We start from the raw sequence: 22,712 nt of genomic DNA, 5'->3' as shown, positions 1-22,712 counted from the left end.
CAGCGTAAAACAGGGCGGGAAGAGGTGATCCCCCTCCCCGCCCCGATCTTACAGACGGAACAGCGCGCCGACCACGATGCGACGATCGTTGAGGAAGCTGAACCGGTCGTACATCTGGCCGTCGCTGTCGATCAGCGCCCGCGCCTTGCTCTTGGTGTCGAGGATATTGGCGATCGACCCGCGCAACTGCCACTGGCCGAAGTTGAACTTCAGCGAGGCATCGAGGAAGCCGGCGGCCGAATTGTAGATCGGGTTGCCGGTCACATAGTCGCGATAGGTCGTCAGATATTGCGACCGCCAGTTATAGGCGAGACGCGCCTCGACCACCCGATCCTGATAGATCGCCACGGCATTGGCGATATGCTTGGACTGGCCGAGCAGATCGCTGACGCCCCAGCGGAACACCTGGGTCAGATCGTCGGGGATACCGTCGCCATTGGCATCGGCGCCGTTGCCCGGAGGCGTCGTCGAGGCGTCGATGAAGGTGTAGTTCCCCTGGAAGCCGAGATGCTTGAGCGGCCCCGGCAGGAATTCGAAGAATTGCTGATAGGCAATTTCGATACCCTTCACCTTGGCCTTCGCCTGGTTGACCGGTCCGCTGTAGATCACGTTCAGCGTCTTGCCGTCCAGCGTCACCGTTCCCAGCGGCAGATCGCCGTTGGTGATGATGTTCTTCAGGCTCTTGTAGAAGCCGGCGACCGACAGATAGCCGCTCTTGAAGTAATATTCATAGGACAGGTCGAAGCTGTCGGCCGTCGTGGGCTTCAGATACGGGTTACCGCGGCTGACCCGGACTTCGCTCGCCGTGATGTTCTGCGCACCGCGGTCCACACCGAACAGCGGATCGGTGGTGTCGGTGATCTGCTGGAAGTTGGTACGCTGCGTGGTGACGACGAACTCCTGCGACGCGCGCAGATCCTGCACGTTCGGCCGGCTGAGCCCCTTGCTGTAGCCGAAGCGGACCAGCATCTCGCGGTCAAGGTTCCACTTCACATTGAACGACGGCAACCAGTGCTCATCGGTCAGCTTCAGCGCCGTCGGGATCGCGGCCTGCGATGCATAGGCCACTGCACCAGGCGCGAAGTCGCGAATATCGTCCCGACTCTCGGCATCATCGGTACGCAAGCGCCTGCCCGTCGTCGGATCGAACGTATACTGGCAGTTCGTCTGGTTCGCTCCGCCCGTGGGGCTGCAAGAGGGCAGATCAGGATTGAACGGCCGGAATGCCTGGAAGCCGGTCGATCTCAGATCCGTCCGCACATAGCGGACACCGAAATTGCCGTCGACCGACATGCCGTTGTCGAACGACTGTTTGAAGTCGAGACGAACATAGGCGTTCTTCGTACGCTCGGTAATGTTGGACGTGTCTTCGGGGTTGTAGTTCGCCCGTCCGAAGGCCGTTCCGTCGTTCGTACCGCGCGGAACCCAGCTGCCCAGCGTCGCGAGCTGCGGCTCGCTAGCGATATAGTTGCGGAAATCGGCGTAGTTGTTGAGGATGTTGTGATTGACGAACACGAAATCCGTGTTGTTCCCCTGAACCACACCGTCGCCGCGGAAAAAGTTCTTGAAGCTGACCGCCTCGAAGCCGCGGTTCGGATCCTGGAAAGTGCCGGCGATGCCATAGCCGCCGGCCCAGGCCGGTGCGATCGCACCCCAATTGAGCGCCATTTCCGAATTGACCTGGCTGCGCTCGGAGTACCGCGCGCCAAACTTCACGCTGTCGAACCAGCTGGCGAGACCATCGCCGCCCGACACGTCGTAGGCAAGATCGGTGCGCAGCGCGTAGAGATCGCCGTCGCCGTTCTGGAACTGATCGGCCGCATATTGAAAGTTCGCGCCGTTGAAGTCGCCCGAGCTGGTCGGCGTCGGAATGTAAATGCCGGGGGCGGTGACGACACCCTGGGCGTTCGTGACCGGATCGCGATCGCCGGTGTACCGGGTGTTGCTCGGGTTGAAACGAGTCGTCGGATCGATGAAGAACTCAACTCGCGGGTGATCGAGGTCCTGATCGATCGAATAGTTGAAGTAGCTGTTCATGCCACCCCAGATCTGACGCTGACGAGCACTCGCCTTGGTATATTGGCCGTCGAACGTCGCGTAGAGCCGATCGGTAGCGTTCCACTTCAGGTTGAGGCTGAAGTCCTGGGTCTTGGATTCCTCGATCTTGCCGATCCCGAGCATGCCGACGTCGCGACCACGCGCGCCGGTCCACGAATCCTGGTTGCTGGTGACGAGGCCGGACTCCATCAGGCCGCCGCGGACCGGGTAGAGCGTCTCGCAGTCGCCGGGCGCGGTCGGCTGGCCGCCGGGGCCGCTGCACATGGGCAGACCCGAGGAGCCCCAATTCTTGTCGAGCGCGAGGTTCTGGACGCCGATGTTCACGCCGCCATTGTGATCGGGGAACCATTCCAGCGTCCGCTCGAGGCTGTCGATCTTGGTGTCGACGCGGATGTACTTGAAGGTCGCCTGGATACCGTCCTTCTTCCACTGCAACGCGCCGTAATAGCTCGTACGGAGACGATTGACGTCGTTGGTGCGGAGCTGGAAGCCGGGCGTGATGCCGACGATGCGCGACGGATCGACGCCGACGAATTCGTTCGGCCGCGGCAGATCGTTCAGATTGTTGATCTCCGGCACGTTGCCGTTGGCGTCGAGGACGCGCGGGATCGGCTGGCTCTGCTGCCAGCCGTTAATCCGCGAATCGAGCCGCGAGCGCGAGAAGGAGCCGAGGATGCCGATCTCGCCGATGCCCGTGTTCCAGCGCTTGCCGGTCGTGATGCTGGCCTCGGGCGCCCACTTCTTGCGCAAGTCCGAATAGGTGCCGTCGAGGGCGACGACGAACAGATCCTTCTTGGCGTCGAACGGCTCGAGCGTGCGCAGGTTGATCGTGCCGCCGATGCCGCCTTCGATCAGGTCGGCCGTCTGGTTCTTGTAGACGTCGACGCCGCCGACCAGTTCGGGCGGGATGCTCGAAAAGTCGAGGGAGCGACCGCCATTGGCGCTGAATGCGTCACGGCCGTTGAATTCGGAGCGGACGAAGCCGAGGCCGCGCACGAGGTTGCCGCGGCCTTCCGGCGACGGAAAGTCGGGGCTCGCGCCGCCGGTCGGGAAGCGGGAGATGGTGACGCCGGGGATGCGGCCGATCGCCTCGGCGACAGACAGGTCCGGCAGGGTCGCGATGTCCGAGGCGGTGATCGAATCGACGAAGGTCGACGCCTTGCGCTTGGTTTCCTTGGCAGAATCCAGCGCGGCACGAATGCCGGTGACGACGATGTCGCGATCGGAGACCGATTGATCGTCCGCCGCCGCCTGTTCGATCGGCTTCTGTTCGGTGATCGTCTGCTCGGCGGGCGTCTGGCCAGCGATGGCCTGGTCGGCAACCGGCGCCTCGACTTGCGCTGCAGCAAGGGATGGACATGTGACGAGCGTCAGCGCCGAAGACGTCAGGAACAGAGCCTTGGACGACCAGGACGCGCGCGAAACTGCCGTTCTTTTCACTATGGTACCCCCTCCTAGACCGGGCGCCTGTCACCTCGGCCAACGTAGATCGTGGTGTGAATCAACTATCTGAACGCCATGCTATGCTGCACGTGCGTTCATGATTTCTACGCCACGGCGTCATGGGTAGCGCAATCATTATGCTCCGACAAGACAGTTACCGCGACCTATCTAGCTGTTGACACAATGATGTTAGCGAACCCATCCTTTCTCATGACCGGCCGGTCCAAACTCTTGCACACCGCTTTGTGCGGACTATCGGCGCGAGTTGAGAACGCGCCGGCCCAATCACCGCGGGGAGGACAGGTCGATGATCAGGCGCCGCGCATCGGCGGGCAGGCGGTAGTGAAGGATCACTCCGACATTTCCATGAACCGTCGTCCCGACAGCCGGATCGCCCCTGCGTCGGGGGCGTACTGATGCCCTTGCAACCTGAACCGTCCGCTCAGTTCCGGCAGCTCGTTCAGGACATGCGCCCTGCCGCGGCGGCTGCTCCGCCGTCCGGCGTCGCGGCCGAAGGCTATCGGGCGTGAGCGATCCGTCGCTGCTCCGGCGCATCGTCATCGTCGGCGGCGGATCGGCCGGCTGGATGACGGCGGCCGCCCTGTCGAGCCTGCTCGACCCCAAGGACGTGTCGATCACGCTCGTCGAATCCGATGCGATCGGGACGGTCGGGGTCGGCGAGGCGACGATACCCGACATTCTCGCCTTCAACCGCATGCTCGGGGTCGGCGAAGCGGAATTCATGGCCGCGACCCAGGCGACCTTCAAGCTCGGCATCGCCTTCGCCGACTGGGGCCGTCTGGGCGACCGGTACATCCACCCCTTCGGCCAGCATGGCGTAGACATGCAGGGGTTCGACTTCCATCAATATTGGCTGCGCTGCCGGCAGGCGGGCGATCCCGAGCCGATCGAGGACTATAGCCTCTGCGCGGTAGCGGCGCGGGAGGAGCGCTTCGTCCTGCCCGATGCCGACCCCCGTTCGCTGCTCTCGCAGCTCCGCTATGCCTATCATTTCGACGCGACGCTCTACGCCCGCTTCCTGCGCCGCTATGCCGAAGCCCGCGGGGTGCAGCGGATCGAGGGGATCGTCCGCCAGGTCCGGCAAGCGCCCGAGACGGGCTATATCAGCGCGATCGATCTGGAGGACGGCCGATCGGTGGCGGGCGACTTCTTCTTCGACTGCACGGGATTTCGCGCGCTGTTGACGGCGGAGACGCTGGGGACGCCGTTCGTCGACTGGAGCCACTGGCTGCCGTGCGACACCGCGCTGGCCGTACCGAGCGAGCATGTGGGTCCGCCCGCTCCCTATACCCGGGCGACCGCCCGCGGCGCCGGCTGGCAGTGGCGCATCCCGACCCAGCGGCGCGTCGGCAACGGCCATATCTTCAGCAGCGCCTTCATGACGGAAGACGATGCCGCCGCGAGGCTGATGGCGAACCTCGATGGCCCGGCGCTCGCCGAGCCGCGGCGCATCCGTTTCCGAGCCGGCTGCCGGGAGCGGTTCTGGACGGGGAACTGCATCGCGATCGGGCTGGCGGCAGGCTTTCTCGAACCACTCGAATCGACCTCGATCTACCTGATCCAGGAAGGGATCAGCCGCTTCATCTCGCTCTTTCCGCGCGCCGACATGCCCGACATCCTGCGGACCGAATATAACCGCCATATGCGCACCGAGTTCGAACAGGTGCGCGACTTCATCATTCTCCACTATGCTGCCACCGAGCGGGACGACACGCCGTTCTGGAACCACTGCCGCACCATGACTTTGCCCGACAGCCTGCAGCACAAGATCGATCTGTTCCGTCAGACGGGGCGGGTCTTCCGCTACAATGACGAGCTGTTCACGCGGCCGAGCTGGGTCGCGGTCATGCTGGGGCAGAGGATCGAGCCCCGCATCTGCGATCCCGTCGTGTCCAGCCTGCCGATCGAGGAGGTGCGGCGCAGCCTCGCCTCGATGCGCGGCGCGATGCAGAAGGCGGCGGCGCAGATGCCGACCCATGCCGCCTTCATCGCGCGCTACTGCCCCGCGCGGACCGCATGACGACGATGGACGACCTGCGCATCCGCGACATCGTCATCGTCGGTGGCGGCACGGCCGGTTGGATGGCCGCCGCAGCGCTGTCGCGAACATTGGCGGGCGGCGGCTTGCGGATCCGGTTAATCGAGTCGGAAGCGATCGGCACGGTCGGCGTTGGCGAGGCGACGATCCCGCACATCCAGTATTTCAACCGTCTGCTGGGGCTGGACGAGGACGAGTTCGTCCGGCGCACCGCCGCCACCTTCAAACTGGGGATCGAGTTCGTTGACTGGGGGCGGATTGGCGAGCGCTACATCCATCCTTTCGGCAGCTACGGGCAGGAAATGGAAGGGATCCACTTCCACCATTTCTGGTACCGGCAGGCGCAGGCCGGCCGCGGGCTGCCGCTCGACCGCTACAGCCTTGCCGTCGCCGCCGCGCAGGCCGGCAAGTTCCAGCGACCCGAGCCGAACCGGCGGGGCTCGCCGCTGGCCGATATTTCCTATGCCTTCCAGTTCGATGCGGCGCTGTATGCACGCTATCTGCGGGAGAAGGCGGAAGCCGCGGGCGTCAGACGCTCCGAAGGCCGGATCGTCGAGGTGCAGCGGGATGGCGCAAGCGGCAACGTCTCCGCCGTGGTGCTGGACGACGGCACCAGCATCGCGGGCGATCTCTTCATCGACTGTTCGGGCTTTCGCGGGCTCTTGATCGAGGGCGCGCTGCAAAGCGGCTATGAGGATTGGAGCCACTGGCTTCCCTGCGACCGCGCGGTCGCACGTCCGAGCCGGCGGATAGAAGATCCGCTCCCCTACACGCGCGCCACTGCGCGCAAGGCGGGTTGGCAGTGGCGCATACCGCTCCAGTCGCGCACCGGGAACGGCCATGTCTATTGCTCGCGCTACATCAGCGACGACGAGGCGGTGGCGATCCTGGACGCCAATCTCGAGGGCGAGCCGCTCGCCGGCCCCAATTTCCTGCGTTTCACCGCCGGCGTGCGGCGCAAGGCCTGGGACCGCAATGTCGTGGCGCTCGGGCTTGCCGCCGGCTTTCTCGAGCCGCTCGAATCCACCTCGATCCACCTGATCCAGACGGGGATCGCCCGCCTGCTCACCAACTTCCCGGACAAGCGCTTCAACCAGCACGACATCGACTATTTCAATCGGCGCACGCGGCTGGAGTATGAGCAGGTCCGCGACTTCCTGATCCTGCACTACAAGGCCACCGAGCGCGACGACAGCGGCTTCTGGGATCACTGCCGGACGATGGCGATCCCGTCGTCGCTCGAAGAGCGGATCGCGATCTTCCGGGAGAACGCACGGCTCTTCCGTCACGACAACGAGCTTTTCAGCGAGACCAGCTGGCTGGCGGTGCTCCACGGCCAGAATATCGAACCGGCGCGGCACCATCCGATCGCCGGCTATCTGACCGACGCGGAGCTCGACGCCCGTCTGGCGCGGATAGCGGGCGCGATGAAGGCCAGCGTCGAGATCATGCCCCGCCACCAGCAGTTCATCGATCGACACTGCCGCAGCGAGACGCCCTGAGCGTCAACCTCCCGGACGAAGCCGGATCAAACGTCACATCGCTCTATCGCTGCAGATCGTCGATCAGGTAGCGCTTCACCGCTTGCGCCATCTGCGGCGTCATCTCGCCCAATGCGCCCCGGCCGGCCGGCGGCAGGTGCGCGACCGCCGCGTGTCCGTCGCCGAAGACATAATGGTCGAACCAGGCCCGCCACACCGCCCGCTCCGTCGGCGGCAGGTCGCGGATGCTCATGATCGCGTGCATCAGCGTGCGGAAGGGCGAGCCCTGCCACTTTCGCGGGCTGAGATCCCACCAATAGTTGACCAGCATGTTGACCGGGCTGAGCGCCTCGACCTGGTGCCACCACATATAGGGGACGTAGATGGCGTCCCCCGGTTCGAGCTCGGCCACCTGGGCGGTCTCCAGCGCTTCCGCGAAACGCGGATAGCGCTCGAGGTCGGGCGCGCGCAGGTCGACCATGCTGACCGGCGGCCCGGCGAAGGTGAAGTCGAACGGTCCCACATAGAGATTGCCGACCTGCTCGGGCGGGAACAGGGTGAAGCGACGCCGGCCGCCGACCACGACAGCGATGTTTTCCGACATGTCGAAATGGGTCGAGACCGTCGCGCGATTGCCGATCCACACGCGCGGGACGGCGCCCTCGCCCGGCAGGTCGGTGCGGTTGTCGCGCGCGAAATCGGGGCAATTCTCGGCGATGGGCACGGCGCCGGCATAGAATGCGGGGGGCTCGGCCTCGTGCTGCACGCCGAGCAGCACGTCGAGCAGCTCGCCGATCGGGGCCAGGCGCTGCTGATAGTTGAGCCCGCGCAGGTCGTCCCGGTACCAGAACCGTCCCTTGATCTGCGGCGGCCCGAGAAAGGCCGGCACCGGCTTGCCCAGATCGGTGCGGCGGACATAGTCGCACAGGGCTTCAGCGGATTGGCGGGCGGCCTGCACCGCCGGCCATGCCGACGCGAGGCCGCGCAGGACCGCCGGGCGACGCAGCGGCACGACCTCGGCCTCGAACCGCGCCCGATCGACGTCGCGCCACTCGGTGACCGATTGCAGTTCGCGCGCCATCAAACCCCGAGCTCCGACGGTAAGGTCCTGTTACCGCATCGCTATCCGCTGAAGACCCTAAAGTCGATGAACCACGCTGTGGCGCGCACACGAAAAAGCCGGACCAAATGGCCCGGCTTCGCCCACATTATCGTGGTTTTCCAAGTGGCGCGCCCGGAACGATTCGAACGTCCGACCCTCAGATTCGTAGGGCGATAAAGCGCCATCCAGCAAGGTCCCAGAACGTCTCTTTCTGGTGCGAATACAACAACTTGAACGTTCCGCACGTTCCCTGTATGTTCTAGGGTATCAGCACCCGTTTGTTACCTAAGGTAACAGCAAGGTGGACGGAACGAACCAGGATCATAGCTATGCCCAGCAAAGCTGTGGGTCTCACGGATGCCAAGATCCGGGGCCTCACTCCGCCATCCTCCGGCCAAGTGGAACTGCTCGATCAACTCGTCGGTGGCCTTCGTGTTCGCGTCGGCGCGTCCGGAGGCAAGACCTTCATCCTGCGCAAGCGGGTCGGAGGCTCAGTTAGGAACGTCACCCTCGGACGCTTCTCGGATGCGTTCACGCTAGCCGACGCTCGTAAGAAGGCTCGATCGCTGCTGATCGATCTTGAGTCCGGGAAAGGGTTGCCCCAGCCGGCGAGTAGCGCCGGTGGCGCTGTCGGACGCCTCACCTTTTCCGTACTCTGGGCGCAATACCTTGAGCGTGCTGTACGGGGTAAAAAGAAGAGCGCCTCTGAAATTGAGCGCATCGGCAAAAAGTTCATCCTCCCTCGGTTTGGCGATCGGCTTGCCGACACGATCACCCGCTCGGAGGTGACTGCGCTGGTCGAAGACATCACCTATCGTGACGCCAACAACCCCACGCCAAGAGCAGGGCTGGGAGTGCACCAACAGCTGAGCTCATTCTTCACCTGGGCCATGCCGAAGCTGGAAAAGCTACCAGCCAATCCCTGCCGCGATGCGGGCCGCCCTCCTCTCCCGAAGGCTCGGGACCGATTCCTCTCAGATGCCGAGATTCGCGTTTTCTGGCAGGCGTGCGACACTTTGGGATGGCCGTTCGGACCTGGCTTCAAGCTGCTCCTCTTAACCGGTCAACGTCGCGGCGAGGTGTTCGACGCAGCCCGTTCCGAATTTGACGGCGACACCTGGGTCATCCCAGCTGCTCGAGCAAAGAACGGCAAAGCTCACATCGTGCCGCTTACCAAAGCCGCCAAGGCATTGATCGAAGACCTTCCGGTGATGGATGGCTCGAGCAAGCTCTTTCCCGTTGCAGGTAATCCCGACGCGTCGGTCAACGGCTTCAGCAAAGGGCATCCGCGCCTCCTTCGGGAAATGGCCAAGATCATGAAGGTAGACGCGGTGGATCACTTCATCCTGCACGATCTGCGACGTACGGTCGCAACAGGCATGCAGCGCCTAGGAGTACCGATGCCCGTTACCGAAGCCGTGCTGAACCACATCAGCGGCTCCCGATCAGGTATCGCCGGCGTCTATCAACGCTACGATTACCAGCGGGAGAAACGAGAGGCGCTGGAGAGCTGGACTGGCGAGCTCGAACGGATTGTGGGCAGGTTAGTGCCTACTTGACCTTCGCGACCCTGTTATTGCAGCGGTCGACCGCCAGTCCGCAACCACCCGAAATCGATAGCATAGATTATGTTAAGCGCGCAGGGAAATGCCTGGAATCGAGGAGGCTAACGCTTGAGCCTGCGTCGGAGGCTGGAACTCGGCCCTGCATGTGAGCGCCTCGTCAAATAATGGATCATCGAGGCGTATATTCTCACCCAGGAGGTTGCGTAACGCATTTACTCTGCGCTGCCAGCACAGCGACTTTATCACCCGCCCAGCTGACACCTAGTTGTAGGCGCTTGCAATCGTAGCGGCGTCTGCTCGCAAACAGCCGGTTTTTCTGCTCACGCTCTCTGCCACTGGCAGGTGGCATCCTGCTCGAATTATCTGCCAATGTGCTCGCCATCATCCGGCGCTGCTTGCAAACGGGGCGTCGTGCTCACGCTTCCTGCCAATGGGTTCTCCAAACCCGTCGCCGGCAGCCGCTTTTGAGAAGCAGGTTTTCAGAACAGTTTTGACAAGCAGCGGGCCGCAGAAATGCGTTGCGGTCATGGGCCGCCGGCAAGGTCGTCAGAAAGGAAGGTTTTCGCGAACAGCGGACGACGCATAGAACGCGCACAGATATACGTTTATGACCGAACCAGTCGAACTGCGCTGGCCTCGATCGTCCCGTTTGGGATCAAGAAGCGGGAAGGTTAGAAGCGGATCGTCCCAACCAGCGCCGCGCTGTCACCGCAAGCGGTCGGAGTTGTGCAATCGGCCTTCATCCTTAAGCCCCAAGGCGTGTGTTCCACACCGCCGACGATTCCCCCGCCCACCTGCGCAAGCCAAAGCAACTTCCCCTCTGGGGGATCACGCGTTGGATCAGCCCATCGGAAGGCGCTCAGTTCTACGCCATCAATGATGCGCTTACTCTCAACCTGATAGCCGAGCAGGGGTTTGCCGCTATCATACGGGCCGAAGACGATACTCAGCACGTAACCTGGCCCCGATACATCGTGGATGATGGAGTCAATGCCCTGCCCCTGAGTGAACCGGGCATCGGCAGCGAGCCGAAGCGTGCAGCAATTCTCGATAAGGAACCGGCCATGGGTCGGTTGATGCGGCCAACCAGCTACCGCAGCGTCACTTCCCGTGACCCTTTGTTGGGGAGCAGGGTCGGGCGAGCAGCCGGCCATCGCGAGAGCACTAAGTGGGAAGAGCAGCCAGACATTGACCATCGCTGCGATCGTAACTGCCGATCAAGGGTCTCGCAAACGATGGTATTTTGGGACGCCGCGCTTAGTCGGGGATCAGCGCCCAACCACGAAGCTGCAACGTCGCCATCGTCGTGAGCGCCGAGACGTCGATCTCGATATCCTTGTCGACAGTGGCCGGATCGACCTTGTTGCCGACGAGCGCCTGGCTGCACACCCGCACCGATACGCCCGCGGCCTGCAACGCCGCCACCAGCGGCAAGTTAGGGTTCTTGGCGACCTTGGTCCGCTCTCCATAAGCGACAACGTTCATCACCAGCGCCGTCGCCGGCCCGTGGATCACGACGGCAACGTCCCCGGCAGCGGGCCGGACCCCATCGGCTCCGAGCAGATTCACGAAGCGCGCGACCTTTTCCAGGTTCGGGTTGACCTGATCCGGCGACGCGGCTGCCTTGGTGACGCTGAACAGTACGCGATAGTGTAGCGAGCGATCGGGCCGTTCCTTGGCATTGGGCATGGGTGCAATCGCGCCATAGCCTTGGATCACCGGATGACGAGGATCAGCGGCCATCGCGCCGCCGCTCAACGTCAGCACCGTCGCTGCCGCGACCAGACCCAGTTTGAAGACCATGTGACACTCCTCGCTCATCCGATCCGGGCAAAGGCCGCCGCGCCCGTCAGGCGCACCGGGGCGGATGCACGGGCGGCGACAGGTTTTAATCTGGCGGCCGGCCGCGTCGCGCCGAAGGCGGCGAACAGCGCTCGCACCCTCTCGTCAACGTCCTCGCTCGCGATACGGTAGTAGATCTGGCGCGCTTCGCGGCGGGTCGCGACGAGATCGGCGCGCCGCAATTCGGCGAGCTGCTGGCTGAGCGCGGGCTGACCGATGCCGGTCGCCTCCTCGATCTCGCCAACCGCGCGCTCCCCGTCCAGCAGGACGGAGAGGATCATCAGCCGCTGCGGCTGCGCGAGCATCCGCAGCCGCTCCACCATCGCATCGGCCTGGGGACGGTCGAGGCTCATGCGTCCGGCCTCAGCCGGTGGAACCAGTCCGCCTCGCCATCGACCGGCAACGCCGGCGGAAGCAACACATCGTCACCGGGATGCCAGCCCGCCGGCGTCAACGCATCGCCCTTGGTGGCGCGCTGGAGCGCCTGGACGGTACGCAGCATCTCTTCGATCGATCGACCGACGTTCATGGGATACCAGTTGATCGCCCGCACCACGCCTTCGGGATCGATGAAGAAGGTCGCGCGCACCGCCGCGGAGTCCGTGGCATCGGCGTCAAGCATTCCATAGGCGTGCCCGACCGCCATCGAGGGGTCTTCCACCACCGGAAACGGCACCTCGATCCCCGCCAGTTCGCGGATCGCGCGCATCCAGGCGACGTGGCTGTAGAGGCTGTCGACCGACAGCCCGAGCAGCGCACAGTCGATCGCCTCGAACGCCGGCGCGGCGTGCGCGAGCGCGATGAACTCGCTGGTGCAGACCGGCGTGAAGTCGGCGGGATGCGAGAAGAACACAAGCCAGCGGCCCCGATACTGATCGAGGCTGACGTCGCCCCTGGTGGTGCGCGCCGTAAAATTTGGGGCGGGATCGCCGAGACGGAGCGGTCGCGGGAGAGGGGCGATGTCGTTCATTGCTTCAAACATGGCACTCGGCGCTGCTTGACGCAAGACACTTACAGACATACTTTAACAGTGAATTTGCAGGAGTCGTAAGTGTCGCTTGATTCTCATATTGAACAGGCCGCAGGCATCATCGCGGCTGCCCGGTCCAGCGAGACGGCCGATATCCGTGCCTTCTTCGACGAGCCGACGAACAGCGTCAGCTATGTCGTCTCCGATCCCGCCACGCGCCGAGCCGCGATCATCGACAGCGTACTGCATTTCGACCCAGCATCGGGGCGGACGGACAAGGCACCGGCGGACGCGATCGTTGCCTATGTCCGCGAGCATGAGCTGACGGTCGAGTGGCTGCTTGAAACCCATGTCCATGCCGATCACCTGTCGGCCGCGCCGTACCTCCAAGGCATTGTCGGCGGGCAGCTCGCGATCGGACGCGCGATCACGCGCGTGCAGGACGCGTTCGGCAAGATGTTCAACGCCGGCAGCGAGTTCGCGCGCGACGGATCGGACTTCGACCGGCTATTCGACGATGGCGACCGTTTCGCGATCGGCGATCTTGCCTGCACCGTGCTTCACGTTCCCGGCCACACACCGGCGGACGTTGCCTTCGTGATCGGCGACGCCGCGTTCGTCGGCGACACGCTGTTCATGCCCGACTACGGCACCGCACGTGCTGATTTTCCGGGCGGCGATGCGGGCGAGCTGTTCCGCTCGATTCGCCGATTGCTTACGCTGCCCAACGAGACCCGCCTCTTCCTGTGCCACGACTACAAGGCTCCGGGGCGCGAGGAGTTCGTGTGGGAGACGACGGTCGGCGCGCAGCGCACCGGCAACGTCCACGTCCGTGACGGTATCGACGAGGAGGCGTTCGTCACGATGCGATTGGCACGCGACGCGACGCTCTCCGCGCCGCGACTGATGCTGCCCTCGATCCAGGTCAACATGCGCGCTGGCAAACTGCCCGAGCCCGAGGCGAACGGCACCCGCTACCTGCGCATCCCGCTGGACTCGTTCTGATGCCCGGCTTTCCGCAGGCGATGCCACTCCACGGCCTGATCGGCGGGCTGATGATCGGGCTGGCCGCCGCCCTCATGTTGCTCGCCAACGGTCGAGTAGCAGGATGCAGCGGCCTCTTCGCGCGCGCGACCGGCATCGGCAACGGCGACATGCCGCGCAGCCTCGCGCTTGCTTTCGCCATCGGGCTGCCGATCGGCGCCGCGGTCGTCGGTGTGACGATGGGCGTGGAAGCTCGCTTTCCGGCATCGTTCGTATTGCTTGCTGTCGCGGGCGTGATCGTCGGCTTCGGCACCCGGCTCGGGTCGGGCTGCACCAGCGGACACGGCGTCGTCGGCCTGTCGCGACTGTCGCCGCGTTCGATCGCCGCAACCGCGACGTTCATGGCGCTGGGTATCGTCACCGCCACGGCGCTGCGCCTGTGGGGCGTGGTGCCATGAACCGGCAGACGCTCGTCTCGCTCGCAAGCGGCACGCTCTTCGGGGCCGGCCTCGCGATCTCCGGTATGATCGACCCGGCCCGCGTGCGCGCCTTTCTCGACGTGGGTGGAGCCTGGGACCCTACGCTTGCCTTCGTCATGGGCGGCGCAATACTTCCCATGATCGTCGCTTGGGCAATCGTGCGCCGTCGCGCCCGTCCGATCGTGGCAACAGAGTTCCACCTTCCCGCGACACGGCCGATCGACGGTCGCCTGATCGCAGGCGCAGCCCTGTTCGGCATCGGTTGGGGTCTGGCGGGCCTATGCCCTGGCCCCGCCATCGCCAGCCTCGGCGTGGCGCCGATCCCGGCCCTGATCTTCTGTGCCGGCATGGTGCTGGGCTTTGCCCTGTTCCGCCTCGTGCCGGCGCCCTCCTCCACCCGCAAAGGAACACGCGATGGCCTTCAAGCAGCTCGATGACGGCATCGCGGTTTCGCCGCAGCTAAGCCTCGCCGATATCGGCCGGGCCGCGCGCGAAGGCTATCGCTCGATCATCTCCAATCGCCCTGACGGGGAGGAGGCCGGCCAACCCAAGGCCGCGGCGATCCAGGCCGAAGCAGAGCGCAACGGGCTGGCGTTCGCGCACATCCCCATCGTCTCCGGCAAAGCCGGCGACCCCGATGGTGACGCGATGGCACAGGCGCTTGCTACCATGCCGAAGCCCATCCTTGCCTACTGCCGCAGCGGCGCGCGTTCGACGACGCTGTGGGCGCTGGCGAACGCCGACAATGCCGAGCCCGGCGATCTCATCCGGTTGGCGGCTGACGCGGATTACAATCTCGCCGCTCTCGAACCCGCGCTCCAGCGCCGCAGAAAGGCCCATAGCATGACCTACGACGTCGTTATCGTCGGGGGCGGAGCCGCCGGCATCGCCACCGCAGCCAGCATTCTCAAGCGCCAGCCCAAGGTGACGATCGCGATCGTGGACCCGGCGACGGATCATTACTACCAGCCTGGCTGGACGATGGTCGGGGCCGGTGTCTTCACAGCCGAGCAGACCCGCAAGGCCGAAGCCGACGTAATGCCGAAGGGCGTCGAGTGGCTGCGGGTGGCAGCGAGCGGCTTTGACCCGGACCGCAACACAGTCGAGTTGGAAGACGGCCGCACGCTGACCTACCGCGTCCTCGTCGCCGCGCCGGGCCTGCGGCTCGCGTGGGAGAAGATCGAGGGCCTGGAACAGACCCTCGGCCGCAACGGCGTCACCTCCAACTACCGCTACGACTTGGCGCCCTACACCTATCGCCTCGTCCAGGAGCTGAAGAAGGGGCGAGCGCTGTTCAGCCAGCCTCCCATGCCGATCAAGTGCGCGGGCGCGCCGCAGAAGGCAATGTACCTGTCGTGCGATATCTGGCGCGAGGCCGGCGTGCTGCCGGGGATCGACGTCGAGTTCCACAACGCCGGCGCGGTGCTGTTCGGCGTCGCGCATTACGTCCCGGCGCTGATGGAATATATCGAGAAGTACGGAATCGACCTGTGCCTCGAATCCAACCTCGTCGCGGTCGACGGTGACCGGAAGGTGGCCACCTTCGCGCAGAAGAAGGAGGGCGAGACGGTCCGGATCGAGCGCGGGTTCGACATGCTCCACGTCGTGCCCCCGCAGGTATCGCACGATTGGGTCGCGAGCAGCCCGCTCGCGGCAGCGACCGGCTTCATCGAGGTCGACGAGCCGACACTGCGCCACAAGAAGTACGAGAACGTCTTCGCGCTCGGCGACGGCGCCGCGACCAGCAACGCCAAGACCGCTGCCGCGGCGCGCAAGCAGGCCCCGGTGGTCGCGGTCAACGTGCTGGCGGCGCTCGACGGCAAGCCGCCGGTCGCCGACTATGACGGCTACGGCTCGTGCCCGCTTACGGTCGAGCGCGGCAAGATCGTGCTGGCCGAGTTCGGCTATGGCGGGAAACTGCTGCCGAGCTTCCCGCGCTGGTTCATCGACGGGTCGAAGCCGACACGCGCCGCCTGGTATCTCAAGGAACGGCTGCTGCCCGCGATCTACTGGCATGGTATGCTCAAGGGCCGCGAGCCGATGGCCGCACCCCATATGATTGGCAAGGCGGCATGACACTGGAGCCGATCCAGTACCTGCTCGGCAGCATATCGGGCGCGCTGGTCGGGTTCACGCTGGGGCTTGTCGGCGGGGGTGGCTCGATCCTCGCCGTGCCGCTGATGGTCTATCTGGTCGGCGTGCCGAGCGCCCATATGGCGATCGGCACCAGCGCGTTCGCGGTCGCTGCCAACGCCGCAACCGGGCTGATCGGGCACGCGCGCGCCGGCACGGTCAAATGGCGCTGCGGCGGCATGTACGCCGCGGCCGGGATCGTCGGCGCGCTCGCCGGCTCGACGGCGGGCAAGGCATTCGACGGCACCCGTCTCCTGTTCCTGTTCGCGCTGGTGATGGTGCTGGTCGGCATCGTCATGCTGCGCGGGCGGAAGGCCGAGGGCATTCCCGGCGCACAATGCAGTCGCGAGAACGCGCCGAAGGTAATGGGGTTCGGCCTCGTCACCGGGCTGTTTTCGGGGTTCTTCGGCATCGGCGGTGGATTCCTGATCGTGCCCGGGCTGATCGGCTCGACGCGGATGCCGATGCTGAACGCGGTCGGCACGTCGCTGGTCGCGGTGGCCGCCTTCGGCCTAACCACCGCGCTCAACTACGCCTTCTCGGGCTTGGTCGACTGGCCGCTCGCCGGGGTGTTCATCGCCGGCGGTATCGTCGGCGGTCTGGTCGGGCTTGCCGCCGCGCGCCGGCTGTCGGAGAGCCGGGGTGCGTTGACCACGGTGTTCGCCGTGCTGATCTTCGTCGTCGCCGCCTACATGCTCTGGAAGAGTTCGGGCGCGTTCCTCTGATGGGAAGCGCGGTGGTTATCGGGCCGCTCATGTTCGCGGTCGATCGCGGCTTGGCGGTGTTGTGCATCGCCGTATTCCTGGGCCTGACCGCACTCGCCGGGCGCTTCCGTTTTCCCCGCGTCGCATCGGTAGCGACGAGCGCGATCGTCGTCGGGCCGGTGGCAGCGCGGATCGGCTATGTCGCCGCGCATTGGGGAAGCTCCGCCGATGCGCCGCTGTCGGCACTGGCCGTCTGGCAGGGCGGCTTCTCGGCCGTTGCCGGCATCGCCGGCGCCGCGATGACACTGGCGATCCGGCTCGGCCGTACTCGTGCATTGCTGGCCGGATGGGGCGCGTTGGCGGCGGCAAGCGGACTATGGTTCGTCCTCCAGGCCCTGATCCCGCCCGTCACCTACGGCCCGTTCCCCTATCATGCGATGCTGACCACACCGGCGGGGGCACCGCTGCCGCTCGATCTTTTTCGCGGGCGTCCCTTCGTCGTCAATCTCTGGGCGACATGGTGCGGCCCATGCCGGCGCGAGCTGCCGATGCTAGACGCCGCGGCGTCGCGCAGCGGCGAGGTGCCGATCCTGCTCGCCGATCAGGGTGAGGCGCCGGCTATCGTCGCCGGCTTCCTGACCCGTGAGGGGGTCGGAGCCAAGCATATCGCGCTCGATCCGTCCCGCTCGCTCAACGGCACCCTCCAGGTCGCCGGCTACCCCGCCACCGCCTTCGTCGCGGCGGACGGCACGATCGTCCAGCTCCAGCTCGGCGAGCTGTCGCGCGCCGCGCTGGCGGACGGCATCGATCTCGCAAGGAAACACCGATGAACCGTAGAAACCTGCTCGCTCGCGGCGTTTCCGCCGCCCTCACGCTCACGCTCACGTTGCCGATGGCGCCCGCAACCGCGCAGCAGCGGCCCGATATGTCGCGCAAGGCGGTGACGGACGATCCCATCGCACCCAAGCGCGCCCGTCCCGGCTACGACGTCACCATCGTCGAGTTCTTCGACTATAACTGCCCCTATTGCCGGCGGATGGAGCCGGTGCTGAACACCCTGCTCGCCTCCGATCCCAAGGTGCGGATCGTCTATCGCGACTGGCCGATCTTCGGTCCTCCGTCGCGGGAGGCCGCACGGGCTGCGATCGCCAGCCAGTGGCAGAACCGCCACGCCGCGTTCCATGAGGCGCTGCTGACCTCCCCGGCACGGCTCGACAGCGCCGGCGTCAAAGCGGCTGCGGCCCGGGCGAAGGTCGACTGGCCGCGACTTGAACGTGACCTCAAGGCGCATGGCGCGGAGATCGACGCGCTTCTGGCCCGTACCAACACCATCGCGGAGGCGATCGGCTTCAACGGCACGCCGGCGCTGATCGTCGGGTCGCAGGTCGTCGCGGGCGCGGTCGATCTGCCATCATTGCGTAAACTCGTTGCCTCTGCGCGCGCCAAGCCCGAGGCGCGCTGACCGTGCCGGGACCGCTCAACCGGAGACAGGCGGTGCAGCTCGGCGCCATTGTCGTCGGTGGCTGGGCGGTAGGGCAGGTGTTGCGCCGGACCACGCCGATCGGTCGCGATATCGGTCCGCGTGCGGACGCGATCATGGCTGGTGATGGCTCGCCCCAAGACGGACCCGCCGATGCCACGCTGCGGCTTGCGGTCTTCACAGACTATCGATGCCCGGCGTGTCGCCACGCCTTCCCGGCGATGGAAGAGGCGGTGCGGCGCGACGGCAAGGTGCGGGTCATCTACAAGGACTGGCCGATCTTCGGCCCGCCGTCCGAACGTGCAGCAAGCATCGCGCTCGCCAGTGCCGAACAGGGGATCTACCCGGCGGTTCATCGCCGGCTGATGACCGACAGCCGGATCATCGACGACGACATGCTGCGCGACGTCGTGACCGGCGCAGGCGGCGACTGGTCGCGCGCGACGCGCTGGCTGGCGGCGCACGCCGAGCTGGTCGCGGGCCGGCTGCGTGCCAACGGGCAGGAAGCCTATTCGATCGGATTGTCGGGCACGCCGGGGTTCCTGGCGGGACCGATGCTGGTGATGGGCGCGATCGACGCGGGCGATTTCGGACGACTGTTCGCGCGGGCGCGGGTGGCGAACTGACGAATACGAGAGGACTTATCTATGATCGAATACCGCCAGGAGGGCATGACAGTCGCATCGCTCCACGACGAGCGCACCGGCAGCTTCCAATATGTCGTCGTCGACGACGCGACCAAGGTCGCGGCGATCATCGATCCGGTTCTCGACTATGATCCGCGCGCTGGCGCCACCTCGACGCGCAACGCCGATCTGATCCTCGACTATGTGCGCGCGAACGGGCTCACCGTCGAATGGCTTCTCGACACGCACCCACATGCCGATCACTTCTCGGCTGCCCCGTATCTCGCCGGCAAGACGGGCGGGAAGACCGCGATCGGCGAGAAGGTCGTGGAGGTGCAGAAGCTGTGGCAGGATATATACTGCCTGCCCGATCTGCCTGTCGACGGCAGCCAGTGGGACCGGCTGTTCGCTCACGGCGAGACGTTCCGGATCGGCTCGCTTGATGCCCGCGTCATGCTGTCGCCCGGCCACACGCTCGCGTCGATCACCTATGTGGTCGGCGACGCCGCGTTCGTTCATGACACGCTGATGGTGCCCGACAGTGGCACGAGCCGCGCCGACTTCCCGGGCGGTGACGCGCACGCGCTATGGCGTTCGATCCGCGCCATCCTCGACCTGGCTCCGGCCACAGCGACTTATGTCGGCCACGATTACGGGAAGGACGGCCGCGAGGTGAACGGCCGTGCGACCGTCGCCGAACAGCGCCGCGACAACATCCACGTCCATGACGGCATCGACGAGGCCGAGTTCGTCGCGACCCGCGAGAAGCGCGACGCGACGCTGCCGCTGCCCGACCTGATGCTTGCCGCGCTCCAGGTGAATATCCGCGGTGGCCAGCTGCCGGACGCGGAACCGTGCGGCACCGCCTTCCTCAAGGTGCCGCTCAATCGGTTCGGACAAGACGAATGAGCGAGCCGCTGCCCCCGACTCCTGGCGACGACGGTGACGCGCAGCGCATCATCTTCGCGATCTCGGCCGCCCTGCTGGTGCTGGTCGTCACCTACAAGATCGGCCAGTCGGATGCGCCGGTTCAGGCGCCTGTCGACCAGATTGCCGCGGACGCGCCGTTCGCGCCGCCTGCCGAGGACACCATTCCCGCCGGCCCGGCCGGCGACGCGATCCGCCACGGTCGCATGATCTTCACCGCTACTTCCGCCCATGCCGGCCAATATGTCGGCAACGGCCTGACGTGCAGCAATTGTCACCTCGACGCCGGACGCCAGGCGAATGCCTCGCCGATGTGGGCGGCATGGGTAAGCTACCCCGCCTACCGGGCGAAGAACGGTCGCGTGAACACGATGGAGGATCGCATCCGCGACTGCTTCCTCTACTCAATGAACGCGCCAGCCTCGAAGGCGGGCACCCCGCCGCCCTACGGCGACGATATCTACCGAGACCTGCAAAGCTACTTCGCTTGGTTGGCCACAGGCGCTCCAACGGGCAAGCCACTCCCCGGTCGCGGTTTCGTGAAGCTGACCGCGACACCGCTCGGCCACGATCCGGATCGCGGTGCCACGGTGTTCGCCGGACAGTGTGCCTCGTGCCACGGTGCCGGGGGGCAAGGGCAAGCAAACCCGGACGGCGGCTATTCCATTCCGCCGCTGTGGGGACCGCATTCCTATAATTGGGGCGCCGGCATGGCCGGGATCGCATCGGCGGCCGGCTTCATCAAAGCCAACATGCCCTATGGGCAGGGCAACACGCTGACCGATCAGCAGGCGTGGGACGTGGCAGCCTATGTCGACAGCCGGGAACGTCCCCGTGATCCCCGGCAGACCGGCACGGTCGAGGATGCCCGCAAACGCTTCCACGCAAAGGGTGATTATTACGGCACGACGATCGGAAGGAAGGTTCTCGGGGGAGGCTAAAACCCTTCACACCATCTGTGTCTCACCTCATTCTCAAGGAACAACCCTCCATGCGCGCCTTCATCCTGACCGCCCTCGCTGCAACGACGTTCGCCGTTACGCCTGCCGTGGCTGGCCCCGTTCACGTGTTCGGACCGGGCGGTCCCGCGCCGGCCATGAAGGAGGCGGCCGCGACGTTCTCCAGGCTGCGCGGCGTGCGCGTCGACGTCGTGGCCGGGCCGACGAATGACTGGATCGAGGCCGCGAGGCAAACGGGAGACGTGATCTACAGCGGCTCCGAGACGATGATGACCGATCTTCAGGCCGCGATGGGCGACCGGATCGATTCCTCGACGATCAATCCGCTATATCTGCGCGTGTCGAACATCCTCGTCCGTCCGGGCAACCCCCGAAAGATTCGCGGGCTGGGCGACCTGTTCCGACCCGGCCACCGCGTGCTTGTCGTGAACGGTGCGGGACAGAACGGCCTCTGGGAAGATATGGCGGGCCGCACGGGCGACATAGCCAAGGTCCGCGCCCTGCGATCGAATATCGTCGTATTCGCAAAGAACAGCGCGGAAGCGAAAAAAGCCTGGGCGGCTGACCCAACCCTTGATGCCTGGATCATCTGGGGCATCTGGCAGACGGCAAATCCGACACTTGCCGACACGGTTGCGGTCGAAGAGCCTTATCGTATCTACCGCGATGCGGGCGCGGGGCTGACCATCGCCGGAAAGGCTAACCCCGACGCTGTTGCTTTTGCAGGCTGGCTCACGACGCCGGCTGCCCGGGCGATCTTTGCAAAATGGGGATGGGAAACACGCTGAGGCACCTTTCCCGATTGGGAAGGTTCAGGGAGACGGCTGACGGTCGCAAGGCGCGCCGGACGGCAGGGAAATAGCCGTTTTCCCAAAATATGTTCCCGATTGCTCATTCCCAAAATGGCCGGTTGGAGACGGAGAAATGGGACGATCCGGCCCGTGAAATGAACCCGCCTTTGACATCCGCCCGGAGCGGATAATGTGAGCAGCCATGTCCGATTGCGAGCAGCCCCGGATGATGGCGAGCACGCTGGCAGCTAATTTGAGCAGGATGCTACCCGCCAGTGGCAGAGAGCGTGAGCAGAAAAACCGGCTGTTTGCGAGCAGACGCCGCTACGATTGCAAGCGCCTACACCTAGTAAGCGACGCCGGGAGCTTGGGTCCACATTCGGAACGTAGCCGCTATCCTTCTTCGCCCTGCTTATCCCTTGCAACATGACCGGCGTCGCCAAACTCGCAGGTCAGGTCATCATCGATCTCTTCGCTTCTGCGAAGCGGCTTTGCGCCCTCAGCAGCGTCTATCGCCGCTTGAAGATGGCATGCCACGATGGTGGCTCCGTTGCCCCCTCGGTCCAGAAGGACCAAAGCTTCGCGCATCAGCGTCAACGATCTCGTCTTCGTCACGGCTGGCCCCTTCCCCACACACACCCGAGTGTGGCACTCGTGCGGTTCGAAGTCACGACGTTGCACTGCCCTGCTCCTTGGCACGAGCCGCGAAACAATGAAGCCGCTCGCTCGGAAGACGGGCGACTCAAAAATGACGGCTCCCCGAGTTAGCGACGCTCGCCATCAACGTCTCGCCCGGGTCAAGAACGCCGAAATGGCGCTGACGAGATTCGTCTGGGCTGGTCTCAGCCTCCTCGATCTCGAGCGACTTTGGCACGCTTTCTACTTGTGCGATGCCGTCGCTGCCTCAATGGTCATGATCCATGCTTCTATGCGGCACTTTCGCCCAACCCGAGGCAAGTGGACATGCGAACAAGACTCAAGGTTTGTTGCATCGCTTCGGCCGACGAAGCTTTGTCAACGGCGGAGCAAAATCCGGCCACGGTGGCGGTGTAAAAGTAGGCCAGCGGTCGAGGCGTGATGACGACATGGAAAGGGCCCCGATCGGGGCC

Annotated in this window: 22 protein-coding genes; 14 read left to right on the top strand and 8 right to left on the bottom strand. The window is 65.1% G+C overall.

The window, feature by feature from the left end; genetic code table 11:
- Positions 1–48 precede the first annotated feature (48 nt).
- On the bottom strand, positions 49–3,498 hold the full coding sequence (locus IEX18_RS10380) for a TonB-dependent receptor (protein WP_188658700.1): 3,450 nt from the start codon (positions 3,496–3,498) through the stop codon (positions 49–51).
- Between the two features lie 529 nt (positions 3,499–4,027).
- On the opposite strand from IEX18_RS10380, the gene IEX18_RS10375 reads away from it, so the two are divergent.
- Both IEX18_RS10375 and IEX18_RS10370 read left to right on the top strand, forming a co-directional pair.
- Complete coding sequence (locus tag IEX18_RS10375; protein ID WP_188658699.1) at positions 4,028–5,542, top strand: tryptophan halogenase family protein; 1,515 nt, start codon at positions 4,028–4,030, stop codon at positions 5,540–5,542.
- Positions 5,539–7,062, top strand: a complete 1,524-nt coding sequence (locus tag IEX18_RS10370) for a tryptophan halogenase family protein (protein WP_229664516.1) — start codon at positions 5,539–5,541, stop codon at positions 7,060–7,062. The genes IEX18_RS10375 and IEX18_RS10370 overlap by 4 nt, the downstream gene beginning before the upstream one ends.
- 43 nt (positions 7,063–7,105) lie before the next feature.
- Here the strand turns inward: IEX18_RS10370 and IEX18_RS10365 are convergent, their stop codons facing one another.
- On the bottom strand, positions 7,106–8,122 hold the full coding sequence (locus IEX18_RS10365; RefSeq protein WP_188658698.1) for a cupin-like domain-containing protein: 1,017 nt from the start codon (positions 8,120–8,122) through the stop codon (positions 7,106–7,108).
- Positions 8,123–8,472: 350 nt separating this feature from the next.
- Here IEX18_RS10365 and IEX18_RS10360 point away from each other — a divergent pair, with 350 nt between their 5' ends.
- Positions 8,473–9,702, top strand: coding sequence for a tyrosine-type recombinase/integrase (locus IEX18_RS10360; protein ID WP_188658697.1), 1,230 nt, complete (start codon positions 8,473–8,475; stop codon positions 9,700–9,702).
- 677 nt (positions 9,703–10,379) lie between these two features.
- Here IEX18_RS10360 and IEX18_RS10355 read toward each other — a convergent pair.
- The 4 genes from IEX18_RS10355 to IEX18_RS10340 all read right to left on the bottom strand — a co-directional run bounded on the left by IEX18_RS10355 (position 10,380) and on the right by IEX18_RS10340 (position 12,520).
- Complete coding sequence (locus tag IEX18_RS10355; RefSeq protein ID WP_085811202.1) at positions 10,380–10,904, bottom strand: hypothetical protein; 525 nt, start codon at positions 10,902–10,904, stop codon at positions 10,380–10,382.
- Positions 10,905–10,965: 61 nt separating this feature from the next.
- On the bottom strand, positions 10,966–11,511 hold the full coding sequence (locus tag IEX18_RS10350) for a DsrE family protein (protein ID WP_095997458.1): 546 nt from the start codon (positions 11,509–11,511) through the stop codon (positions 10,966–10,968).
- Positions 11,512–11,525: 14 nt separating this feature from the next.
- Complete coding sequence (locus tag IEX18_RS10345; RefSeq protein WP_095997457.1) at positions 11,526–11,903, bottom strand: ArsR/SmtB family transcription factor; 378 nt, start codon at positions 11,901–11,903, stop codon at positions 11,526–11,528.
- Positions 11,900–12,520: a peroxiredoxin gene (locus IEX18_RS10340; protein WP_229664514.1), complete on the bottom strand. Its 621-nt coding sequence runs from the start codon at positions 12,518–12,520 to the stop codon at positions 11,900–11,902. Before IEX18_RS10340 ends, IEX18_RS10345 begins: the two co-directional genes overlap by 4 nt.
- A gap of 99 nt (positions 12,521–12,619) precedes the next feature.
- Here IEX18_RS10340 and IEX18_RS10335 point away from each other — a divergent pair, with 99 nt between their 5' ends.
- Genes IEX18_RS10335 through IEX18_RS10285 form a run of 11 tightly spaced genes read left to right on the top strand, consistent with a single transcriptional unit; the run spans position 12,620 to position 21,600 of the window.
- Positions 12,620–13,525, top strand: a complete 906-nt coding sequence (locus tag IEX18_RS10335) for an MBL fold metallo-hydrolase (RefSeq protein WP_373284572.1) — start codon at positions 12,620–12,622, stop codon at positions 13,523–13,525.
- Positions 13,525–13,962, top strand: a complete 438-nt coding sequence (locus tag IEX18_RS10330; RefSeq protein ID WP_095997455.1) for a YeeE/YedE family protein — start codon at positions 13,525–13,527, stop codon at positions 13,960–13,962. Before IEX18_RS10335 ends, IEX18_RS10330 begins: the two co-directional genes overlap by 1 nt.
- Positions 13,959–14,420 carry a DUF6691 family protein gene (locus tag IEX18_RS10325; RefSeq protein ID WP_095997667.1) on the top strand — a complete coding sequence of 154 codons (462 nt, stop codon included), beginning with the start codon at positions 13,959–13,961 and terminating at the stop codon, positions 14,418–14,420. The genes IEX18_RS10330 and IEX18_RS10325 overlap by 4 nt, the downstream gene beginning before the upstream one ends.
- Positions 14,398–16,059, top strand: a complete 1,662-nt coding sequence (locus IEX18_RS10320) for a bifunctional protein tyrosine phosphatase family protein/NAD(P)/FAD-dependent oxidoreductase (protein ID WP_095997454.1) — start codon at positions 14,398–14,400, stop codon at positions 16,057–16,059. Before IEX18_RS10325 ends, IEX18_RS10320 begins: the two co-directional genes overlap by 23 nt.
- Positions 16,056–16,841, top strand: a complete 786-nt coding sequence (locus IEX18_RS10315) for a sulfite exporter TauE/SafE family protein (protein ID WP_095997453.1) — start codon at positions 16,056–16,058, stop codon at positions 16,839–16,841. The genes IEX18_RS10320 and IEX18_RS10315 overlap by 4 nt, the downstream gene beginning before the upstream one ends.
- Positions 16,842–16,870: 29 nt before the next feature.
- Positions 16,871–17,650 (top strand): TlpA disulfide reductase family protein, encoded by a 780-nt coding sequence (locus IEX18_RS10310; RefSeq protein WP_229664512.1) that lies wholly within the window; start codon positions 16,871–16,873, stop codon positions 17,648–17,650.
- On the top strand, positions 17,647–18,282 hold the full coding sequence (locus IEX18_RS10305) for a DsbA family protein (RefSeq protein ID WP_095997451.1): 636 nt from the start codon (positions 17,647–17,649) through the stop codon (positions 18,280–18,282). Before IEX18_RS10310 ends, IEX18_RS10305 begins: the two co-directional genes overlap by 4 nt.
- 2 nt (positions 18,283–18,284) lie before the next feature.
- Positions 18,285–18,926 carry a DsbA family protein gene (locus IEX18_RS10300; RefSeq protein WP_095997450.1) on the top strand — a complete coding sequence of 214 codons (642 nt, stop codon included), beginning with the start codon at positions 18,285–18,287 and terminating at the stop codon, positions 18,924–18,926.
- Between the two features lie 21 nt (positions 18,927–18,947).
- Positions 18,948–19,835 (top strand): MBL fold metallo-hydrolase, encoded by an 888-nt coding sequence (locus IEX18_RS10295; RefSeq protein WP_095997449.1) that lies wholly within the window; start codon positions 18,948–18,950, stop codon positions 19,833–19,835.
- Positions 19,832–20,794: a c-type cytochrome gene (locus tag IEX18_RS10290; RefSeq protein ID WP_095997448.1), complete on the top strand. Its 963-nt coding sequence runs from the start codon at positions 19,832–19,834 to the stop codon at positions 20,792–20,794. The genes IEX18_RS10295 and IEX18_RS10290 overlap by 4 nt, the downstream gene beginning before the upstream one ends.
- Before the next feature lie 50 nt (positions 20,795–20,844).
- Positions 20,845–21,600 carry a substrate-binding domain-containing protein gene (locus IEX18_RS10285; RefSeq protein WP_095997447.1) on the top strand — a complete coding sequence of 252 codons (756 nt, stop codon included), beginning with the start codon at positions 20,845–20,847 and terminating at the stop codon, positions 21,598–21,600.
- 396 nt (positions 21,601–21,996) lie between these two features.
- On the opposite strand, the gene IEX18_RS10280 is transcribed toward IEX18_RS10285, so the two are convergent.
- Both IEX18_RS10280 and IEX18_RS18615 read right to left on the bottom strand, forming a co-directional pair.
- Positions 21,997–22,218 (bottom strand): hypothetical protein, encoded by a 222-nt coding sequence (locus IEX18_RS10280; RefSeq protein WP_188658696.1) that lies wholly within the window; start codon positions 22,216–22,218, stop codon positions 21,997–21,999.
- 311 nt (positions 22,219–22,529) lie between these two features.
- A partial coding sequence (locus tag IEX18_RS18615; RefSeq protein ID WP_229664511.1) for a hypothetical protein occupies positions 22,530–22,712 on the bottom strand: 183 nt, incomplete at its 5' end.

Origin of the sequence: Sphingomonas metalli (genome assembly GCF_014641735.1) — a bacterium.
Lineage (GTDB): Bacteria > Pseudomonadota > Alphaproteobacteria > Sphingomonadales > Sphingomonadaceae > Sphingomonas > Sphingomonas metalli.
Note: the sequence above shows the minus strand (reverse complement) of the source record. Positions and strands in the feature narration are given on the sequence as shown.

Bases quoted from the DNA above. Each gene is read 5' to 3' on its own strand.
- IEX18_RS10370 (WP_229664516.1), top strand. From the start codon at position 5,539: ATGACGACGATGGACGACCTGCGCATCCGCGACATCGTCATCGTCGGT.
- IEX18_RS10365 (WP_188658698.1), bottom strand. From the start codon at position 8,122: ATGGCGCGCGAACTGCAATCGGTCACCGAGTGGCGCGACGTCGATCGG.
- IEX18_RS10360 (WP_188658697.1), top strand. From the start codon at position 8,473: ATGCCCAGCAAAGCTGTGGGTCTCACGGATGCCAAGATCCGGGGCCTC.
- IEX18_RS10355 (WP_085811202.1), bottom strand. From the start codon at position 10,904: ATGGTCAATGTCTGGCTGCTCTTCCCACTTAGTGCTCTCGCGATGGCC.
- IEX18_RS10350 (WP_095997458.1), bottom strand. From the start codon at position 11,511: ATGGTCTTCAAACTGGGTCTGGTCGCGGCAGCGACGGTGCTGACGTTG.
- IEX18_RS10345 (WP_095997457.1), bottom strand. From the start codon at position 11,903: ATGAGCCTCGACCGTCCCCAGGCCGATGCGATGGTGGAGCGGCTGCGG.
- IEX18_RS10340 (WP_229664514.1), bottom strand. From the start codon at position 12,520: ATGAACGACATCGCCCCTCTCCCGCGACCGCTCCGTCTCGGCGATCCC.
- IEX18_RS10330 (WP_095997455.1), top strand. From the start codon at position 13,525: ATGCCCGGCTTTCCGCAGGCGATGCCACTCCACGGCCTGATCGGCGGG.
- IEX18_RS10325 (WP_095997667.1), top strand. From the start codon at position 13,959: ATGAACCGGCAGACGCTCGTCTCGCTCGCAAGCGGCACGCTCTTCGGG.
- IEX18_RS10320 (WP_095997454.1), top strand. From the start codon at position 14,398: ATGGCCTTCAAGCAGCTCGATGACGGCATCGCGGTTTCGCCGCAGCTA.
- IEX18_RS10315 (WP_095997453.1), top strand. From the start codon at position 16,056: ATGACACTGGAGCCGATCCAGTACCTGCTCGGCAGCATATCGGGCGCG.
- IEX18_RS10310 (WP_229664512.1), top strand. From the start codon at position 16,871: ATGTTCGCGGTCGATCGCGGCTTGGCGGTGTTGTGCATCGCCGTATTC.
- IEX18_RS10305 (WP_095997451.1), top strand. From the start codon at position 17,647: ATGAACCGTAGAAACCTGCTCGCTCGCGGCGTTTCCGCCGCCCTCACG.
- IEX18_RS10295 (WP_095997449.1), top strand. From the start codon at position 18,948: ATGATCGAATACCGCCAGGAGGGCATGACAGTCGCATCGCTCCACGAC.
- IEX18_RS10290 (WP_095997448.1), top strand. From the start codon at position 19,832: ATGAGCGAGCCGCTGCCCCCGACTCCTGGCGACGACGGTGACGCGCAG.
- IEX18_RS10285 (WP_095997447.1), top strand. From the start codon at position 20,845: ATGCGCGCCTTCATCCTGACCGCCCTCGCTGCAACGACGTTCGCCGTT.